The 14533-nt window shown below is 67.5% G+C and carries 12 protein-coding genes and 1 pseudogene; 5 read left to right on the top strand and 8 right to left on the bottom strand.

Annotated elements, in window-relative coordinates; translation table 11 throughout:
• Together L8F97_RS19410 and L8F97_RS19405 are read right to left on the bottom strand one after the other, a co-directional pair.
• A pseudogene (locus L8F97_RS19410) lies at positions 1-601 on the bottom strand (transposase); the annotation flags it as partial.
• A gap of 293 nt (positions 602-894) precedes the next feature.
• Positions 895-1761, bottom strand: coding sequence for an SDR family oxidoreductase (locus L8F97_RS19405; protein ID WP_242153979.1), 867 nt, complete (start codon positions 1759-1761; stop codon positions 895-897).
• 106 nt (positions 1762-1867) lie between these two features.
• On the opposite strand from L8F97_RS19405, the gene L8F97_RS19400 reads away from it, so the two are divergent.
• The gene (locus L8F97_RS19400) at positions 1868-2752 is read left to right on the top strand and encodes a LysR family transcriptional regulator (protein ID WP_242153977.1); all 885 of its coding nucleotides are present in this window, start codon (positions 1868-1870) and stop codon (positions 2750-2752) included.
• 30 nt (positions 2753-2782) lie between these two features.
• On the opposite strand, the gene L8F97_RS19395 is transcribed toward L8F97_RS19400, so the two are convergent.
• From L8F97_RS19395 to L8F97_RS19380, 4 genes are read right to left on the bottom strand one after another with little or no spacing between them, the layout of a single operon-like run.
• The gene (locus L8F97_RS19395) at positions 2783-3649 is read right to left on the bottom strand and encodes a BadF/BadG/BcrA/BcrD ATPase family protein (protein WP_242153975.1); all 867 of its coding nucleotides are present in this window, start codon (positions 3647-3649) and stop codon (positions 2783-2785) included.
• On the bottom strand, positions 3646-3813 hold the full coding sequence (locus L8F97_RS19390; RefSeq protein ID WP_242153974.1) for a hypothetical protein: 168 nt from the start codon (positions 3811-3813) through the stop codon (positions 3646-3648). The genes L8F97_RS19395 and L8F97_RS19390 overlap by 4 nt, the downstream gene beginning before the upstream one ends.
• Positions 3810-4955, bottom strand: a complete 1146-nt coding sequence (gene nagA / locus L8F97_RS19385; protein WP_242153972.1) for an N-acetylglucosamine-6-phosphate deacetylase — start codon at positions 4953-4955, stop codon at positions 3810-3812. Before nagA ends, L8F97_RS19390 begins: the two co-directional genes overlap by 4 nt.
• Positions 4952-6001, bottom strand: a complete 1050-nt coding sequence (locus L8F97_RS19380; protein WP_242153970.1) for an SIS domain-containing protein — start codon at positions 5999-6001, stop codon at positions 4952-4954. The genes nagA and L8F97_RS19380 overlap by 4 nt, the downstream gene beginning before the upstream one ends.
• Before the next feature lie 214 nt (positions 6002-6215).
• Here L8F97_RS19380 and L8F97_RS19375 point away from each other — a divergent pair, with 214 nt between their 5' ends.
• From L8F97_RS19375 to L8F97_RS19360, 4 genes are all read left to right on the top strand, one after another.
• Complete coding sequence (locus L8F97_RS19375; protein WP_242153968.1) at positions 6216-8927, top strand: TonB-dependent receptor plug domain-containing protein; 2712 nt, start codon at positions 6216-6218, stop codon at positions 8925-8927.
• 73 nt (positions 8928-9000) lie between these two features.
• Positions 9001-10566 (top strand): sodium:solute symporter family transporter, encoded by a 1566-nt coding sequence (locus L8F97_RS19370; RefSeq protein WP_242153966.1) that lies wholly within the window; start codon positions 9001-9003, stop codon positions 10564-10566.
• A gap of 15 nt (positions 10567-10581) precedes the next feature.
• Positions 10582-11472, top strand: coding sequence for an N-acetylmuramic acid 6-phosphate etherase (locus L8F97_RS19365; protein WP_242153964.1), 891 nt, complete (start codon positions 10582-10584; stop codon positions 11470-11472).
• 6 nt (positions 11473-11478) lie between these two features.
• Positions 11479-12207 (top strand): GntR family transcriptional regulator, encoded by a 729-nt coding sequence (locus L8F97_RS19360; RefSeq protein ID WP_242153962.1) that lies wholly within the window; start codon positions 11479-11481, stop codon positions 12205-12207.
• A 6-nt stretch (positions 12208-12213) separates the two neighbouring features.
• Here L8F97_RS19360 and dacB read toward each other — a convergent pair whose 3' ends face one another.
• Together dacB and L8F97_RS19350 are read right to left on the bottom strand one after the other, a co-directional pair.
• A complete protein-coding gene (gene dacB, locus L8F97_RS19355; protein ID WP_242153961.1) occupies positions 12214-13641 on the bottom strand; it encodes a D-alanyl-D-alanine carboxypeptidase/D-alanyl-D-alanine-endopeptidase in 1428 nt (475 codons plus the stop codon).
• Positions 13638-14522 (bottom strand): LysR family transcriptional regulator, encoded by an 885-nt coding sequence (locus tag L8F97_RS19350; protein WP_242153959.1) that lies wholly within the window; start codon positions 14520-14522, stop codon positions 13638-13640. The genes dacB and L8F97_RS19350 overlap by 4 nt, the downstream gene beginning before the upstream one ends.
• Positions 14523-14533 lie beyond the last annotated feature (11 nt).

The raw sequence follows: 14533 nt of genomic DNA, 5'->3' as shown, positions 1-14533 counted from the left end.
ATACGGAACCGCCGGCCGCAGGCCAGTGCATCCGATACGAAGTCGAGCGACCAGCGCTGGTTGGGTTCCTGCGGGATCGCGATCGGCGCTCGCGTCCCCAGCGCGCGCTTGCGGCCACCACGCTTGCGCAGGATCGCCACAGCCGCCGAGTAGCCGAACCGACGGCGCTCATTGGCGATCTCGCACATCCGCTCGCGGACAGCATCGTCCTTCCCGCGAAGCGGCTCATATTGCCACGCCGACCGATTGACCCCGATCAGCCTGCAGGCGCGACGCTCGGAGAAGCCGTGATCGGCCATCAACTTCTCCACCGCAGCGTAGCGCTCCACAGACTGGGTCAGTTTTTTCCCAGCAAATCCTTCAACGCCGACACGTCGAGCATCGACTCCGCCAGCAGCTTCTTCAGCCGCCGGTTCTCGTCCTCGAGCGCCCGCAACCGCGCAGCGTCGGACACCGTCAGGCCACCGTACTTCGACTTCCAGGTGTAAAAGGTCGCATCGCTGATCCCGTGCTTCCGACACAGATCGGCCGTCTTCACGCCCGCCTCATGCTCCCGCAGCACCCTAATGATCTGATCTTCGGTAAATCGGCTTCGCCGAATCACTCGTCTCCATCTGACGAGCTAACTTACCAATGGCATGAATTCTGGGGAGCACGTCACTTGGCAACTGGTCATCGGGAGCAGAGACGAGGTAATGGCACACAAAGTCCGCGCCTCGCCGAACTGCCGATGTTCTGGCACTATGGCATGAGGCATCGCGAGATGTTTGTTGAGACGCGTAAAGCTTACAAGCGCTCGCAATCATCTCGATGAAGTCTAAGCATGTGGAATCGGCCCACCTGTCGTCGGCCGTAACAGGCGACAGGTGGGCGTAGTGATGGGTGGCTGTTAGCTCAGACGGCGACGATGCTTGCGGCGGTTTCGCGGTAGGCATGCAGCGGCCGGCCGAGCAATGTCGTCAGGCGCTCGCGGTCGCCGTCTTCAGGGACCATGCCGTCGCTCACGTAACGTTCGGCCATGATCCGCATTTCATACGCCATCCACTGCGGCATGAAGGTCGCCATGGTCTGCTCGAACCCACTGGGGTCATCGCCACCATAGACGACAGGACGGCCCAGCACGTCTGACCAGATTCGCGCCACGTCCTCACCGGTCAGCGTGTCCGGTCCGACGAGGTTGATCGTCTCGCTAGGCAGATTGCCCGCCGCGCTATCCCGCCGGATCAACTCGATCGCGGCTACCTCGGCGATGTCGCGCGTGTCCACCATCGCCACGCCCTGGCCGCCGATCGGCATGGGATAGACGCCGTGCTGAAGGATGACGTCCTTCACCATCACCTCGTTGTCGATGAAATAGGTCGGCCGCAGGATGGTTGCGCCGAAGCCCATCTGTTCCAGCATCCGTTCGGCGCCCGACTTCACCGCGAAGTGCGGAACGTTGACGGCGCGTTCGGCTCCGAACACCGACAGATAGACGACCCGGTCCACGCCTGCCTCCCGCGCCACGTTGAGCGTGATGATCGCCTGGGTAAATTCGTCACCCGTCACCGCGTTGAGCAGAAACACCGTGCTGACGCCGGAGAAGGCGGCCCGCAGCGCGGCGATGTCGAGCAGGTCACCCTGCACGACTTCGACCTCGGCAGGGAAGGCAGCCTTGGTGCGGTCGCGGGTCAACACCCGCACGCGTGCATCACGCTGCAGAAGCTGGTCGACGACATGGCGGCCGACGCGGCCGGTGGCTCCGATTACGAGAATGGTCATGGTGTTCACTCCTTCGTTTGCTCTTGCTGACGAGGAGAAGATGGTTGATCCACCGCGTTGCAAATAGACGCGCAATCTGGACGCCGCGTCTCACTGGTGGAACGATATGGACCTGCTCGCGCTTGCCGATTTCGTGCTCGTCGCCCGCCACGGCGGCTTCGGGAAGGCGGCGCGGGCCGCGCGTCGACCCAAGGCTACACTGTCCCGACGCGTGGCGGACCTGGAAGCGGCGCTCGACCTGCGACTGTTCGAGCGCGGCCGGCGCGACCTCAAGCTGACCGAGGAGGGGCGCGCGTTGTTCGAGCGCGCCGGCGCGTTGCTGACCGAACTGGAAGAGACCGCTGCGGTGATCGCCTCGGGCAGCGAGCGGGTGCGTGGTCGTCTTCAGATCAGCGCGCCGCTGCTGTTCGCGCAGATGTCGATGGGCCGACTGGCTGCCGAATTTACGCGCCGCTATCCTGAAGTGCGGCTGGAGGTGACCGCAGACGATCGCGCGGTCGACATGATCGAAGAGGGGTATGATCTCGTGATCCGGGTCGATCCGGCGGCGGACGAGGCGCTGGTCGGCCGCCCGTTCCTGCACGATCGCTTGGTGATCGTGGCCGCCATCGATAAGCGTCTGGACGGCGGCCCCGTCGCTGCCGTCGTCCGTGGCGGTGACGGCGCGCAAGAATGGACGCTCACCACGTCGGAAACGACCATGAAACTCGCGGTCGATCCGGTGCTGCGTCTGTCGTCGCTCGTCATGATCCGCGATGCGGTGCGCGCAGGGGCCGGGGCGGCGCGGCTGCCGCTGTCGCTCGTCAGCCGCGACATCGCCAACGGGCGGCTGGTGCACTGGGGAGACGTTCCGGGATCGGACGTCGCGCTGTGGGCGCTCTATCCGTCGCGCAGGTTGCTCAACGCGAGGGTATCCGCGTTCCTCGACCTGCTACGGCAATCCTTTCCACAAGCGGCGCCAGAGGAACTCGCCGCCTATCTTGACGCATAAGCGCATAGAAATGAGGCAATGCGGCGCGTCTCAACCGAGCGCCTGATACCCCGCCAGCCGCAACGCCCCGTCGAGCGGATCGCCGACTGCGTCGCTCAGCCGTTCGACGGTGCGCGCGCGCAGCCACGGGCGGATGCGCGGTGCAAGCCCGCCGACGAGCGAGCAGCGCGTCGCGCCACGTTCGAAGATCGTTTCGATGAACCGCTCGATATGGTTGGCCGCATGTTCGACGATGGAGCGGGCGATCACGTCGTCGGCCTCGGCATATTCCATCACGAGCGGGGCGAGCATGCCATAGTCTCGCGGCGTGGCCTGATCCATCCAGGCGATCGCCTGCGCGGTATCGTGATCGAAGCGCTCCGTCACGGCGGCGCTGAGCGGCGTCTTGCGGGTACGACCGTCGAGCGCGCGCAAGGCATGCCGCATCGCCGACAGGCCGAGCGCGGCGCCGCTGCCTTCGTCCGAAATCGGAAAGCCGTAGCCGCCGATCGTGAAGTCACGGCCTTGTACGCGGAGCTGCGCCGCGCTGCCCGTACCGATGATGAGGATCGCGCCGTCCTGCCCGGCGTGTGCGCCCAGGTTCGCGATCTGCGCATCGGTTGCGTAGGTCACGCTGGCGAACCCGAAGTCGAGGTCGGTAAGCGCGTCCAGAACGCCGGGGCGACTGATCCCCGCGATCCCCATTCCCGCATGGATGGCGGCGCGCTGCTCCGCCGTAACGGCAGCGTGGGCGAGCGCTTGGCCAGCAGTCTCTTCCAGCGTTTCGTAGAGCGCCTCGATGCCTGCCCGTGCATTGGCCGGGCCGGAGCGACCTTCGCCGATCACCGTGCCACCCTCATCGATCAGCCGCGCCCGGCAATTGCTGCCGCCCGCATCGATGCCGAGATAGTAGGTCATGCGGCATCTCCCGTCGCCAGCCCGCGATATACGGTGTTGCCATAGCGGTAAAAGCGGTGACCGGCGGTGGCCCCCGTCGGCGCGATTAGGCCGCGTTCCGTCACCTCCCGAAGGCCGAAGCGCGCTTCGATCAGGCTAGGTTCCGGGCAGCGGGGCACGCTCATTCGGGATGATCCGCGCGCGCGCCGCCGATCCACGTCGCCGTGACCTTGCGTGCGTCGTCGAGGTGGACGAGATCGGCGCGCAGACCGGGGGCGATCGTGCCGGTTTGCTGGTCGAGGCGCAGGAATCTGGCCGGATTACCGCTCGCCATGCGGGAGGCGGCAATGATGTCGCACCCCATCAGTTCCATCGCGTTACGGAACGCCTGCGCCATCGTCAGCGCCGAACCCGCCAGCGTCCCGTCCGGTCCGCGGCAGGTGCCACCGACGACGGAGATATCCTGCCCCATCAGCGTGAAGCAATCGCGCCGCCCGCCTACCGGCGGCATCGCGTCGGTGACCAGCATGATCCCCTCGACCCCACGCGCGAGCATTGCGACGCGCAGCGTGGCGGGGTGGACGTGCAATCCGTCCACGATCAGGCCGAAGTGGCTCGCCCGGTCTTCCAGTGCCGCGCCGACCATGCCGGGATCGCGGCTGAGGAACTGCGTCATCGCATTGAACAGGTGGGTAAAGCCGGCCAAACCGTCCACCAGCGCGGCACGGGTCTGGTCGTAATCCGCCAGCGAATGGCCGGCGCAGACCAACACCCCCGCCTCGGCAAGCACACGTACCGCACCGGCCGGCGCCAGTTCGGGGGCGAGCGTGACGATGCGGCGCCCGCGCGTGGGGGCGGTCAGCCGTGCGAGCGCTTCGGGATCGATGGCGCTGAAGCGCGCGGCGTCGTGGATGCCCTTCTTGTCCGGGTTGAGGTGCGGCCCCTCGATGTGCACGCCGAGCACTCCCGGCACGCCGCCCGCGATCGCATCCTCACCCGCGGCGATCGCCGCTTCGACGACCGGCGCGCGGTCGCTGATGAGCGTCGGCAGCAGGCCGGTGGTGCCGTAACGCCGGTGCGCCTGCGCAATCGCGCGGATGCCGGCGACGCTCGGCATGTCGTTGAACAGCACGTCGCCGCCGCCGTTGACCTGCGTGTCGATGAACCCCGGCAGCAGCCAGCCGCCGCCAAGATCGTGGCGCTCGCAGCCATCCGGTACGGTGGCGGCGAGACCGACGATCCGCGCGCCGTCTACGATCAGCGCCTGCCCATCGACGATCCGGTCGGCCAGCACGATGCGTGCGCCGGTCAGCGCGGTCATCGTCATAGCGTTCTCGTCACCTTGTTGAGATGGGGTGGGTGGTCCGGGTCGAGGCCACGGGCCAGCGCGAGCGCTTCGGCAAGGCCGTAGAAACTCTGGATCTGCGCGATCGCGCCCAGCACCGGATGCACGTCGGTGTGGAAGGGCAGCACGGTCGCAGGCGACACCCCGTCCGGTACACCCGCCACGATCAGTTCGGCGCCACGTTTCGCAAAATCCGCCAGCCGCTCGACCAGCCCCGCGCGCGACACGTCGAGCGGGGCGAGCACCAGCACTGGATCGCCCGCACCGACCAGCCGCATCGGACCGTGCGCGACTTCGGCGCTGCTGAACGCCTCGGCATGAAGGCCGGAGGTTTCCTTCAGCTTCAGCGCCGCCTCGCCCGCGATCGGCAGCGTCGGGCCGCGGCCCAGCACCAGCATCGTTTTTGCATCGCGCAGGAGCGGCACAGCCGACGTCCAGTCGGCGTTTGCCGCCTGTTCGAGCACGTCGCCGGTCGTTTGCAGCGCGGCGAGCAGCGCCGCATCGCCGCTCCACTCCGCCGCGAGATGGGTGAGTGCGACCAGCGTGCACACGAAGCTCTTGGTCGCGGCGACGCTCGTCTCCGCACCGGCGTGGACCGGGATGACGATCTCGGCGAGATCGGCGAGCGGCGATGCGACGTCGTTCACCACCGCGATCACCACGGCGCCTTGCCGGCGCGCGTCCTCGGCGGCGGCGAGCAGATCCGGGCTTCGGCCGGACTGCGAGATCGCGATGAGGGGCACGCCGTCGAAACGCGGTGAGGTGGCATGGTAGAGTGAGCCGATCGACGGTGCGTGACTGAGCGTCGGCATCGCGACATGGGTTTCGAGCAGGAACTTGGCGAACGCCGCCGCCTGATCCGAACTGCCGCGCGCAAGGGTTGCGGCGAACGGTGGTGAAAGGGCGCGAAGACGTTGCCCTGCGGCACGAACCAGATCGGCATTGCGGCGGAGTTGCTCTGCGGCTCTGACAGGAGCCTCGCGTGCTTCTTGCGCCATCTTGGTGGTGAGGCGATCCAGTGTGGCCATGCGATTGAGATACCACTGCAGCAGAAATGTTCAACTGGTATTGCTGTCAACACGGTAAGGATCGCCTATCAAACAGCGAGACGTGGAAAAGCCATACCACTAAGCTACCGGTGCTTTACAATGTCTACTCTCTGAGGGCATCTAGTGCTGCACAAGACAACCACGGCGCTAGCCGGCGGAGCTGTTCAGGGACAAGGCGAACGGAGGGAAAGCTATGGCTACGTTACACAAAAGCACCGTGGCGTTTGCCGCGCTTGCCGCCGCTCTCCTCCACGCGCCCGCCTTTGCCCAGACCGCCGACGAAACGGCCGGGGCTGGTGACATCGTCGTCACCGGCACCCGCATCGCCTTGGCCGGCCTGACGTCGAGCAGCCCGGTCGCCACCACCAACCAGGAGCAGATCCGGCTTCAGTCGGCGCTGACCATCGAGGATTTCTCTACCAAAATCCCGCAGCTTTCCGGCGGCGTGCGGCAGGGGTCGCAGGGCAGCGATGCGTTCGGTGCGCAGGTGCTGGAACTGCGCAACTTCGGCCAGAGCCGGTCGCTCGTGCTGATCGACGGCACGCGCGGCACGCCGTTCAGCTTCCGCAACTCGGTGGACGTCAACGCGATCCCCGCCTCGCTCATCAAGCGCGTCGACGTGCTGACCGGCGGTGCCGCCGCCGTCTACGGTGCGGATGCGGTGGCGGGCGTGGTCAACTTCATCCTCAACGACGATTTCAAGGGGCTGCGGGGCACCGCGTCGACCCGCCTGTCCGAACATGGCGGGGCGCAATATGGCGGCTCGCTCATGCTGGGGGCGGGGCTTGGCGATCGCGGCAACATCGTCATCGCCGCCGACTACACGCAGCGCGACCTGATCCGCGCCGGCCAGCGCGACTGGGCGGCGACGCCGAACCAGACGATCCCGAGCATCGGCGGCGTGTTTACCGATGTGGCGAGCGGGCGCAGGTTCGGCTTCTCCGATCAGGGCGCCTTCAGCACCAATCCGTCGGCGACGTCGAACATCTCGGACCGCTACCCGCTGGTTTCGCCGCTCAAGCGCATCAACGTGGCTGCGCTCTACAAGTATGAGATCACGCCTGCGGTCGAGATCTATGGCCGCGTGATGTACACCAACACACGCACGCAGGAGACCGGGACGCCCAGCGCGACCCCGGCCTCGGTCAGCCGCACCGTGTTAATCGCGCAGAATAACCCGTTCCTGACCGACGCGATCCGGGGCCAGCTCACCTTCGTCAACGGCGCGGCGCAGGTGAACGTGTCGCGTTCGCTCGCCGAGCTCGGCCTCATCGACTACGCGACCGAGCGCAACACCTTCCAGGCACAGACGGGCCTGCGCGGCCCGCTGACCGACAAGATCAAGTGGAACATCTACGCGCAATATGGCCGCTCGACCGAGAACACCGTCATCAGCGGTGACGGGCTCGTCGCCAATGCGAGCGGCGCCAACAATTTCGCGTCGATCGTCAACACGGTGAACATCTTCGGGCCGAACCAGACCGCGCTGGCCGGGGCGCTCGGCAGCGACATCAACGGCTTCAACCGCAAGCGCGACCAGTTCGTGACGGCGGCAACGCTGAGCGGTTCGCTGGAGGAGCTGTTCTCACTGCCGGCCGGGCCGATCGGCTTTGCGGTCGGTGGCGAGTATCGCCGCGAAACCGCCGACATCCGCCAGGACAGCGCGCTGCTCACCGGCAACACCTACCGCGAGGGCGTACAGGCGGCGTACAGCGGCGAATTCGACGTGAAGGAACTGTACGGCGAAGTGCTGATCCCGGTGCTGCACAACCTGCCGCTGATCCGCAAGCTGGACATCGGCGGCGCGTACCGGCTGTCTGATTACAATCTGTTCGGCACCCACGGCACCTGGAAGGTTGAGGGCAACTGGGAGGTCGATCGCAGCCTGCGCCTGCGCGGCACCTATCAGCGTGTGCTGCGCACCCCCAATTTCGGTGAGTTCGCCGGTGGGGTGTCGTCGCTGCCGTTCAGCAACCTCGTCACGGTGGATCGCCTGAAGCCGCGTTATGGCGGCGATCCGTGCGTGCTCGGCACCGGCAATCAGGCGCAGTGCGCGCGGTTCGGCGCACCGGCGGCGGGATCGACCAACTCGACCTCGGCCAGCTATCTGACCGGCAATTATTATTACGGCGGCAACCCCGATCTGAAGCCGGAGACCGGCTTCACCACCACCGCGGGCGCGGTGTTCACGCCGACGTTCGTGCCCGGCCTGAACGTGACGGTTGACTGGTATCAGCTCGACCTGAAGGGCGCGGTCGGCGTGATCCAGCCAATCGCGGCGATCACCAGTTGCTACGTAACCAACCCGACCGCCGGCAATCCGCTGTGCGCGCTCGTCACCCGCAACCCCAACGGCACCTTCGCCGACGCCTTCGTCAACAACCAAAACCTCGGCCGGCTGTTGCAGCGCGGCTTCGACATCACCGCGAGCTACACGTTGCGGCGGGACTGGCTGCCGGGTGCGGGCGTTCGGTTGAGCTATCAGGGCAATATCGTCACCTCATATGAGATTCAGGCGAACCCGACGGTCGGCGCGGTGCAGTGCAAGGGCACGTTCGGCGCGACCTGTTCGAGCGACGGCACCACGCTGGTGCAGCCCGATTACCGCCACACCGCCGGCATCGGCTGGCTGTTCGACAAGGGCGTGATCCAGTTCGACTGGAACCGCATCGGCAAGGTGCGCTCCAGCACGGTGGGGTCGACCGAGGCGATCGCCGCACAGAACACCTTCGACCTGTCGGCGTCGTACACCTTCACCGATGCGGTGACGATGAGCGCGGGCCTGTACAATCTCCTCGACAAGGACCCACCGCGCGTTTCCAGCGGTGGCGTGTTCAACACCTTCCCCGATACCTACGATATCCTCGGCCGCACGATCGGCTTCACGCTGAGCGCGCACCTTTGAGGAAGCCACGTCGCCGGACGTTCGTGCCGAACTGGCTGGCAAGGCATCGCCGACGATCCGGAGGCGGTGTGCGATGACACTGCCTTTCTCGACGGCGGACTGGCTGGTGATCGCGGCCTATCTGCTGCTGCTGGTGGCGGGCGGCTGGATCTTCACGCCGCGCAAGACCACGTCCGCGCGCGAGTATTTCCTGGCCGGTGGCACCGTGCCGTCGTGGCTGGCGGCGATCTCGGTGCTGTCGGCTACGCAATCCGCCGCGACGTTCCTTGGCGGGCCGGATTACGGCTATCACGGCGACCTGACGTATCTCAGCGGCACGATCGGTGGGCTGATCGGCGCGATCTTCGTGGCGCATGTGATGATCCCGCGCTTCTACGCGATCCGCGCGACCACGGCGTACGAACTGCTCACTCTACGGTTCAGCGCGAATGCGACGCGCTGGGCAGGGGGCATGTTCCTGGTTGGGCGCGTGTTTGCCGGCGGCGCGCGGGTGTATCTCGCGGCGATCGCGTTGGCGATGGTCATCACTGGCCGCGTCGATGCGGGAGGCATCATGATCGCGGCGGCGGTGCTGGTGGTGGCGAGCGTGCTGTTCACCTTCGTCGGCGGGCTGAAATCGGTGTTGTGGAACGACCTGATCCAGTTCGCCGTCTACATCGGCTCCGCGATCGCGGTGCTGGTGTTCCTGCGGCTGTCGATCCCGGCCTCGAACGCGGAGATCCTCGCAGGGCTCGCGCATACGCCCGAGGGTGTTGACAAACTGCGGCTGTTCGATCTCTCGCTGGATCTGTCGAAGCCGTTTTCGCTGTTGGCGATCGTCACCGGGCTTGCGCTGCTCTACATCGCCAATGCCGGGATGGATCAGGACACCACGCAGCGCCTGCTGGCATGCAAGGATGCCAAGACCGGTGCGCGCAGCCTGTACCTGTCGGTGCTGGCGACGGTGCCGGTGGTCGGCATGTTCATCGTGATCGGGCTGCTGCTTTATGTGTTCTACGACCGGCCCGACCTGATGGGTGGCGCGACGGCGGTGGCGGGCAGCCGCTTCGGCGATCAGAAGATCAGCATCTTCATGCACTATATTTTGACCCAGCTTCCCGGCGGCCTGCGCGGGCTGGTGACGGTCGGCATCTGCGCGGCGGCGGTGGCGACCACCAACTCGGCGCTGAACGCGATGTCGTCGGTGCTGGTGCAGGATTTCTACCGCCCGTGGCGCGAACGGCGCGGCGATGCGGCGGAGCAGCATTACGTGCAGGCCGGGCGCGTCGGCATGGGGGTGATCGGCGTGGCCATGTTCGCGATGGCGGTCGTGTCCTATTACTGGCAGCGCTACAGCAGCATGGGGCTGCTGGAGTTCGCGCTGCAGGTGATGGTGTTCACCTATGCCGGGTTGCTCGGCGTGTATTTCACCGCGCTGTTTACCGGGCGGGGCACGACGGGTTCGGTAATCGCCGCGCTGATCGTCGGGTTCGTCACGGTGCTGTCGCTGCAGCCGAGGATCGCCGCCGCGGTCGGGCTGCCGGCCGTGCTGTGCGCGCTGTCGTTTCCGTTCCAGTTGTGCATCGCCACGCTGGTCGCCTTCATCGTCTGCGTCGCGCCCGCCGGGTCCGGACGGACGATCGCCGCCACCGCAGCTTGAATTCAGGACAGACCCATGAAGACCGAAGCGCTCGACCCCCGCTATCGCGATCTCGATCGCTGGCCGACCGAACTGGCCGTGGAGGCCATGCTGGAAGGGCAGATGGCCGCCATCGCCGCGATCCAGTCGCAAACCCGCGCGATCGCGCAGGCTGCCGAGGCGGCGGCGGTGCGGCTCGGCGACGGCGGTCGGCTGGTCTTCGTCGGCGCGGGCACCTCGGGCCGACTGGCGGTGCAGGACGGGGCGGAACTGCACCCGACCTTCGGCTGGCCGACGGACCGCCTCGTGTTCCTGATGGCCGGCGGCAGCAGCGCGCTGACGCAAGCCTATGAAGGCGCGGAGGATGACGCGGCGGCCGCGCGCGCCGAGATCGACACGGCAGCGGTGGGTGCCAGCGACGTGGTGATCGGCGTCGCGGCGAGCGGCCGCACACCCTATACGCTCGCCGCCATTGAGACTGCCCGCGCGGCGGGCGCGCTGACCATCGCGATCGCCAACAATGCCGGTTCCGCGCTGCTCGATGCGGCCGAACATCCGATCTGCGCGGTCACCGGCGGCGAGGTGCTGGCCGGATCGACGCGCATGAAGGCGGGTACCGCGCAGAAGGCGATCCTCAACATGCTCTCCACCGCGATCATGCTGCGGCGCGGATTGGTGTACGATGGCCGCATGGTGGCGATGCGGATCTCGAACGCGAAGCTGCTGGCGCGCGGACGCGATATGGTCGCGCAGATCGCAGGCCTTGATGTCGACACGGCGGCGCGTGCGCTCGAAACCACGCACAACGACATTCGCCTAGGCGTGCTCGTCGCGCTTGGCACGTCCATCGCCGATGCTAAGCTGTTGCTGGACGCAAGCGGCGGCGACTTGCGCCGCGCGCTGATGGCGCTGGAAGCGCGGGACTGAGCGACGATGCGGGACATTGCCTGGACAACGCCCGAGGAGGGGACGCCGCTTTACCTGCAACTCGCGCGCAGCCTGCGCGAGCATATCCGCAGCGGCGGGATCGATCCGGGCAGCGCGCTCCCCTCCGAACGCGATCTCAGCGAAATGGCGGGCCTGTCGCGGGTGACGGTGCGCAAGGGAATCGAGCAACTCGTCGGCGAGGGCGTGCTGTTGCGCAAACAGGGATCCGGCACGTTCGTCGCGGGGCGGATCGAGACCGCCGGCAGCAAGCTCAGCAGCTTCAGCGACGAGACGCGGGCGCGCGGCGAAGCGCCGGGCGTGGTGTGGATCAACAAGACCTACGCGCAGCCGACCGAGGAGGAAGCGGCGGCGCTTCACATCACCTCCACCGCGCAGGTCGCGCGGCTGGGCCGGGTGCGGCTGGCCGGCGGCGAGCCGTTGGCGATCGAACATGCCATCATCCCGGCCACGTTCCTGCCCGATCTAGAGAGCCTTGGCGACTCGCTGTATCAGGCGCTCGACACGCACGGCTTCCGCCCGACCGCGGGCACGCAACGCGTCCGCGCCTCGCTGGCGACGCCGACCGAGGCCGGCATACTGAGCGTGCGGCAGAACTCCGAGGTGTTGCGGATCGAGCGGCTGACGCAAATTCCGGACGGCCGGTTCGTCGAGTTCACCCGCTCGGTGTATCGCGGCGACCGCTACGAGATCGTGACGCCGCTCGCCGACTTCTAGCGCGGGCTAGTGCGTCGCCGCCACCGCGAGCAGCGCCTGGTCGATCGCCGCCGTGGCCGAGGCATCGCCCGGCACATCGTTGGCAAAGGCGGAGAAGGTCAGCACATGCCCGCTGGCGGCGGTGAGATAGCCCGACACCGCGCTGGTCGCGTTGAGTGAACCGGTCTTGGCGAACAGCCGCCCGTCGAGCGGGGTGGCGTGGAAGCGCGACGCCAGCGTGCCGTCAACCCCGCCGACCGGCAGCGTTGCCCGCCATGCCGCGCCCCACGGTCGCGCGGTGATCCAGCGCAGCAGCGCGACGGTGGCGCGGGGCGTGACCCGGTTGTAGTTGGACATGCCCGACCCATCCGCAAACTCATACTGCCAGCGCGGAATGCCGATGCTGCCCAGCATGTGGATCACGACAGCGCGGCCATCCGCGACCGAGCCGCTGCCGCTGACCGCGCCGACGCGGCGCAGCAGCAGTTCGGCGTGGAGGTTCTGGCTGACCTTGTTGGTATGGCGCACATCCTCGCCGAGCGGCGGCGGCGCGAGCCGGGCGAGCGCGGTGGGCGGGGTAGGAGCGTGCGGCGCGGGTGCCCCGCCGCGCTGGTCGGGATCGTCCGAAGGTGAGGGCGGCCGGTGGCGGACGGACACGGCCCCGCTAACGCGCACGCCCTCGGCGCGGAGCATCTGCGCCAGTCGCCACGCCGCGCGGTGCGCCGGATCGTCGATGCCGACCAGCACGGTTCGTGCCGGCGCCCCGGTGGCGACCGAGCCGCCGATCCGCAAAACCGGGCTGCCCGGCTGACGCGTCTCCTCCAGCGCGGTCTTGCCGCCCGCAACGGTGGTCGCCCGGTTCTCGAGTTCGTAATACCCGTCGCCGGTGATCGCGGGCGGCGCGCCTGCCGCGCCGGGCGTGACCGACAGCGCGACCACATTGTCGTCGATCGTCAACGCCGAAATCGCAGTGCCGTAGCGCCCGACCTGATTGTTCCAGCTCATGCCCTGTGGCCAGCGTTCGTCCGGAAGGGCGCTGTCGTCGCCGATCACGTCATGCACAATGCGGGTGCGCGCGGCGACCGCCCGGGCGAGGTCGGCGAGGCAGTCGCTGCGGCAATCGGCGGCGCTCGACAGGCGGGCGTCGCCATGGCCGCTCAGCACCACGTCGCGCCCCTCCAGCCGCACCTCCGCGCCGCCGCCGCCGTCGGGCGCGGTCATGTCGAGCGTGGCGAAAGCGGCGGCGGTGGTGAAGATCTTGGTGTTCGAAGCCGGTACGAAGCGTTCGTCGGGCCGCACCGCGACGATCTCGCGGCCGGTCTCGTCGACCACCACCAGCCCGATCCGTGTGCCCGGTGCGGCGCGCGCGATCGCGGTGGCGACCGGGTCGGGTGGGGTCAGGGATTGGGGCGCGGCGGGGGCGGCGAGCAGCAGCGCGAGCAGGATCGGCGTCATGGGGCCTCGATCACGGTGCCGAGCACCGCCAGGAAATCACTCGCCAGCGCGCTCGGCGGCCGGTCGAGCAGGTGCATCGCATTGATGTCGAACGTCAGCGAGGGTTTGAGCGGGCGCATCGCCATGCCGGGGGCAAGACACGCCTCGGCGGTGAGGTTGTCCACCACCGTCATCCCCACGCCCGTGCGCACCAGCGCCGCCGCGATGTAGAAGGTACGCGCGGAGACGATCTCGTCCAGCTCCAGCCCGATCCGCTCGACCTCGGTGGTGAACAGGTGGCCGACCGGGCCACTCGCAGCGAGCGTGATGAACGGTTTGCCGGCAAGCTCGCCCAGGTCCAGCCGGGGCGGCGCATCCGGTAGCTCGGCTTCGTTGTAGAGCATCACCAGCTCGCCCTCGCCAAGCCAGATTTGTCCGAGCGGCGCGCCGCGCGGTGCCTGATAGCCGATCGCGATCTCGGTCTCCCGCTCGTACAGCTTGCGCAGCACATCGTCGTGGTGGACCGTCTGGAGATCGAAGCGCACGCCCGGATGCGTCTTGAGGAAGCGCGACACGGCGGTGGGCAGCGCGCTCAAGGCGAGGCTCGGCAACGCGGAGATGCGCAGCGTCGCGCCGCCGCCGGTGCGCAGGTTGCGCCCGGCCTCGCGCAGCGCCCGCACGCGTTCCTGAATGTCGGCGACGTCGCCGAACATCGCGTGCGCATCCTCGGTCGGCACCATGCGGCCGGCACTGCGCTGGAAGAGTTCAAAGCCGAGCAGGGATTCGGCGTGGCGCAGCGTCTTGGAAACGGACGGCTGCGACACGTTCAACGCGCGCGCGGCGGCGCTGACCGAGCCGTTGACGTAGACGGCGTGGAAGATCTCGATATGGCGCAGGTTCATCAGCGCGCCAC

It is taken from the genome of Sphingomonas sp. BAUL-RG-20F-R05-02, assembly GCF_022662305.1.
Lineage (GTDB): Bacteria > Pseudomonadota > Alphaproteobacteria > Sphingomonadales > Sphingomonadaceae > Sphingomonas.
This window is presented reverse-complemented; position numbering and strand designations above follow the sequence as displayed.

Coding starts and splice junctions, on each gene's coding strand:
- L8F97_RS19405 (WP_242153979.1), bottom strand. CDS start 1,761: ATGACCATTCTCGTAATCGGAGCCACCGGCCGCGTCGGCCGCCATGTC.
- L8F97_RS19400 (WP_242153977.1), top strand. CDS start 1,868: ATGGACCTGCTCGCGCTTGCCGATTTCGTGCTCGTCGCCCGCCACGGC.
- L8F97_RS19395 (WP_242153975.1), bottom strand. CDS start 3,649: ATGACCTACTATCTCGGCATCGATGCGGGCGGCAGCAATTGCCGGGCG.
- L8F97_RS19390 (WP_242153974.1), bottom strand. CDS start 3,813: ATGAGCGTGCCCCGCTGCCCGGAACCTAGCCTGATCGAAGCGCGCTTC.
- nagA (WP_242153972.1), bottom strand. CDS start 4,955: ATGACGATGACCGCGCTGACCGGCGCACGCATCGTGCTGGCCGACCGG.
- L8F97_RS19380 (WP_242153970.1), bottom strand. CDS start 6,001: ATGGCCACACTGGATCGCCTCACCACCAAGATGGCGCAAGAAGCACGC.
- L8F97_RS19375 (WP_242153968.1), top strand. CDS start 6,216: ATGGCTACGTTACACAAAAGCACCGTGGCGTTTGCCGCGCTTGCCGCC.
- L8F97_RS19370 (WP_242153966.1), top strand. CDS start 9,001: ATGACACTGCCTTTCTCGACGGCGGACTGGCTGGTGATCGCGGCCTAT.
- L8F97_RS19365 (WP_242153964.1), top strand. CDS start 10,582: ATGAAGACCGAAGCGCTCGACCCCCGCTATCGCGATCTCGATCGCTGG.
- L8F97_RS19360 (WP_242153962.1), top strand. CDS start 11,479: ATGCGGGACATTGCCTGGACAACGCCCGAGGAGGGGACGCCGCTTTAC.
- dacB (WP_242153961.1), bottom strand. CDS start 13,641: ATGACGCCGATCCTGCTCGCGCTGCTGCTCGCCGCCCCCGCCGCGCCC.
- L8F97_RS19350 (WP_242153959.1), bottom strand. CDS start 14,522: ATGAACCTGCGCCATATCGAGATCTTCCACGCCGTCTACGTCAACGGC.